At 50.9% G+C, this 3,724-nt stretch carries 2 protein-coding genes and 3 pseudogenes; 3 read left to right on the forward strand and 2 right to left on the reverse strand.

Annotated elements, in window-relative coordinates; translation table 11 throughout:
* Together E0D98_RS22160 and E0D98_RS28065 are read left to right on the forward strand one after the other, a co-directional pair.
* Positions 1 to 440, forward strand: a pseudogene (locus E0D98_RS22160) (hypothetical protein); the annotation flags it as partial.
* Between the two features lie 414 nt (positions 441 to 854).
* Positions 855 to 923 (forward strand): annotated as a pseudogene (locus tag E0D98_RS28065) (antirestriction protein); the annotation flags it as partial.
* An 83-nt stretch (positions 924 to 1,006) separates the two neighbouring features.
* Here the strand turns inward: E0D98_RS28065 and istB are convergent.
* Both istB and istA read right to left on the reverse strand, forming a co-directional pair.
* Entirely contained in the window at positions 1,007 to 1,753 is a 747-nt protein-coding gene (gene istB, locus E0D98_RS22170; protein ID WP_001016257.1) for an IS21-like element ISEc12 family helper ATPase IstB, read from the reverse strand.
* Positions 1,754 to 1,767: 14 nt separating this feature from the next.
* Positions 1,768 to 3,309 (reverse strand): IS21-like element ISEc12 family transposase, encoded by a 1,542-nt coding sequence (gene istA, locus E0D98_RS22175; RefSeq protein WP_001298859.1) that lies wholly within the window; start codon positions 3,307 to 3,309, stop codon positions 1,768 to 1,770.
* 195 nt (positions 3,310 to 3,504) lie between these two features.
* Here istA and E0D98_RS22185 point away from each other — a divergent pair.
* Positions 3,505 to 3,724: pseudogene (locus E0D98_RS22185) on the forward strand (antirestriction protein); the annotation flags it as partial.

Here is a 3,724-nt window from a genome sequence, read left to right on the forward strand (position 1 = left end):
AGGAAGAAATCAGGGCAGTTCTTGATGCGGTGCGCAATGCAGTACGAAGCATCTGTTACCAGGTGGCAGACGATGCGCGGCGTATCCGGGCGGCGCTGACCACCACCGGTCAGACGTTGCTGACCCGGCAGACGCGCCGCTTTCGTCTGGTTGTGAAGGAAAGCGATTACCCCTGCTGGCTTGATGAAGATGACGAAAACCTGCCCGTGGTGCTTGATGCCATCGTGAACCGGGGAGCACGTTTTTCGTCGGTGGAAATGTACCTGGTCAGCGATTGTATTGAGCATATCCTGTCCAGTGGGCTGGCCTGCGATGTGCTGCGTATACCTGATGAACCGCCCCGCCGCTGGTTTGACCGTGGTGTTCTGCGGGAGGTGGTCCGGGAAGCCCGGACCGAAATCCGCAGCATGGCGGATGCACTGGCGAAAATCCGGAAATGATGACGCTGGCGGGGAAAAATCTCCGCCTTTTCCAGCCGGTCCCCGGACAGAGCAAAAGGATGTCGCCGCAGGCTCCGCTTTACCCGGCCATGCGGGGCATGGCCTTGTGGGTTTTCAGTTATGTAGCCTCAGCGTCGTGTGCGGGCTGTGCCGTGCCTCCATCGTAGCCGGGCTTCTGCGGGCGGGTTGCAAGGTAAGGTGAACCGCTGCGGTCACCCGGTCCCTCCTTCCCGTCTGCCGTGATTTTCCGGTCGTTCACCCGCTCAGATTTCGCGGTCTCACCCTCCAACTCCCGTCAGCCGTGTGCGTCAGGCTGCGGCTTCCCTTGCGCCCTTGCAACCCTGCAGGCCCGGCAAAGATGGAGGCACGGCACCGCCCGGTGTCGCGGAATATGTGAACAACGGAGGAAATCCCATGCAGTATGCGAAATCTGTCACTCTGAACGTTGAAGAGTGCGACCGCCTTTCTTTTCTGCCTTACCTGCGTATTACCGTGAAGGAGATCGGTGAGTAACATCGATGGAGATCGGTTCGTGTCACTTTCACAGAACCGTTTTTAAATTACCTTCACTGATCTCCTTCGGTCAACGGAGATTGTATTTTCCGCATTGATTCTCCTTTAAGTTCGATCTTGATACTGCCATGAACCAGTCGATCTAGGATGGCATCCGCATGTGTGGAGTCTCCGATCATTTTGTACCAGTTTTCCACCGGCAACTGGCTCACTACGATGATTGAGCCTCGTTGGTACATCAGATCCACTATTTCCAGCAGGTCGCTACGCTGTTCTGATGAGAGAGGTTCCAGCCCCCAGTCATCCAGAAGCAGCAGATCGCTATTATTCAGCCTGGTCAAAAGTTTGCTGTATCTTCCATCAGCATGCCCCTGATAGCACTGTTCCATCAGCGCTTTAAGGCGATAATAGTAGACCTTGTATCCCTGTCGGCAGGCATTATGACCAAGTGCACATGCCAGGAACGTTTTACCGCTGCCGGTGGCCCCGGTCAGTAAAATATTTTGTTTCAGGGTTAACCAGTTTCCCTGACTGAGTGAACGGATGAGGGCCCTGTCCAGCCCTCTATTGTTACGATAATCCAGCTTTGATAACTCAGCATTAAGTCTGAACCGTGCATGTTTGATCAGACGCTCTGCCTTCCTGTTTTCACGGCAGGTTAGTTCTTCTGCTGTCAGTAATGACAGGCGTTCTTCGAAGCCCAGCTCCTGGTATGTGCCCGGTTGAGCAAGTTGCTTTTTAAGCGCATCACGGAAGCCGGTGAGTTTAAGTGCGGTCAGTTGTTCGTAAAGATGATTCATCATTGGATCCCGTATCAGTGGTAATACTCACTGCCGCGTACGTTTTCGTGTTCCATCGTGGATAACAGATCTGGTTTTGGATCCTGAACAGGTTGTTTATCCAGACCTTTTTCCAGGATCGATTTAATACCTGACAGACGCCATACCTTTGTTTTCAGAGCTCTTGCACATGCTGCATTAAGTCTGGCTTTACTGTATTTTTTATGAAGGTTCAGGAGTCCAAGGCAGAAGCGATAGCTTTGTTCCGGATGTGGACGAGAGTTCAGTATATGAAGCACATAACTATGAGTTTCACTGCCTATGTGCCCCGCCCATTCCAGAAGACGCTCTGGCGTCCAGGTGGCATGCTGTCGATGAGCTTCAGGCATGTGCTCGTTGCGGGTACTGTAGCCATAAGTACGCTTGCGCGGGTGCACAGCAACCTCCTGCCCCTGATTGAAGAGTCTTACCAGTTCTCCGGAGATCCATGCTTCCAGTTGCTGGCCTAACAGCGAACATGGAACCGAGTAGTAATGTTTGTCGATTTCCACGTGGTAATCGGCATGAACTCTGACTTTCTTCACCAGGGTGTAACTGTAACTGGCTTCAGGAAGAGGCTTCAGTGCGGGTTTATCAAGCTGGATGAAGAGTTCTGCACGTGAATAACCCAACTTCTGCATTATTTTGTTATTCAGTCTTTCCAGCAACTCCCGAATGCGCTGATTAAGCGATGCAAGGCTGTAGAAGATCTCATGCCTGATTCGGGCCATGATCCAGCGTTCAACAACCTGAACGCCAACTTCAGCTTTGGCTTTATCTTTCGGTTTACGTGGCCGCGCAGGCAAAACTGCGACATTATAATGCTCAAGCATCTGCTGGTAGGTAGGGTTAACGTCAGGATCATACTTACATGCCCTGGATGTGGCGCTTTTCAGATTGTCCGGAACAACAAGTTCAGGAACGCCACCCAACCACTGGAAGCAGCGAACATGACTCATCACCCAGTCTTCAAGCTGCTGAGACCAGGTGGCCTCTGCCCATGTGTAACTTGATGCCCCGAGAACAGCTACGATGACCTGAGCAGTTCTTATTTCTCCGGTCTCAGGGTCGGTAACGCCAACGGTAGGTCCACAGTAATCAACGAAAAGTTTTTCGCCAGCTTTATGTACCTGACGCATTGATGGTGAAGTGGTTTTGAGCCATTCACGGTACATCCGGCAGTAATGGTTATAGCTGTAAAAACCGCCTGGATTACGCTCACAGTATTCTTCCCAGAGTAGCTGCAGCGTCACGCATTTATTACGCAGTTCCCGGTGTACTGTAGCCCAGTCAGGCAGAGAGTGCTTCTTCATCTTAACCTGGGTCTGAAGGAACGCATGTTTTAGTTTTGTATCATCCCATCCTGTAGGTAAGGGCCACTGCTTTATGCCAAGTTGAGCCGCCCGATTAGCATATCTGGATACAACGGAAGGGGAGATTGCAAGACTACGACCAATTTGTCGATGGCTGAGTCCAACACCGTATTTAAGCCTAAGAATTTCTTTAAGTTTTCTCATAGAAATTGGAACTGTTGGCATAGGTATCCTTTACCGGAATGGCAAAAGATACAGATCAACACACCTGTGAAGTTCCAATAACATTGATGGAGATCACTGAATAACAAAATGAGTCAAAAGTGATCTCCATCGATGTTATTCAGCGATCTGTTCAAATGTTATTACCCGATCTCGATGGAAGTTATTGAGTGATCTCCTTTCATGAAAATACGCACTTACCTGTTTGGCAACGATTTTCTGTATGCCGAGGCGTATGTGTACGCGCTGGCGCAAAAAATGATGCCGGAATATCAGGGAGGCTTCTGGCATTTCATCCGCCTGCCGGACGGTGGCGGTTACATGATGCCGGATGGCGACCGTTTTCATCTGGTCAACGGTGAAAACTGGTTTGACCGCACTGTGAGTGCTGATGCCGCAGGTATCATCCTGACTTCCC

The sequence above is a fragment of the Escherichia sp. KCJ4928 genome (assembly GCF_004352695.1).
Lineage (GTDB): Bacteria > Pseudomonadota > Gammaproteobacteria > Enterobacterales > Enterobacteriaceae > ECMA0423.

Bases quoted from the DNA above. Each gene is read 5' to 3' on its own strand.
- istB (WP_001016257.1), bottom strand. From the start codon at position 1,753: ATGAATCATCTTTACGAACAACTGACCGCACTTAAACTCACCGGCTTC.
- istA (WP_001298859.1), bottom strand. From the start codon at position 3,309: ATGCCAACAGTTCCAATTTCTATGAGAAAACTTAAAGAAATTCTTAGG.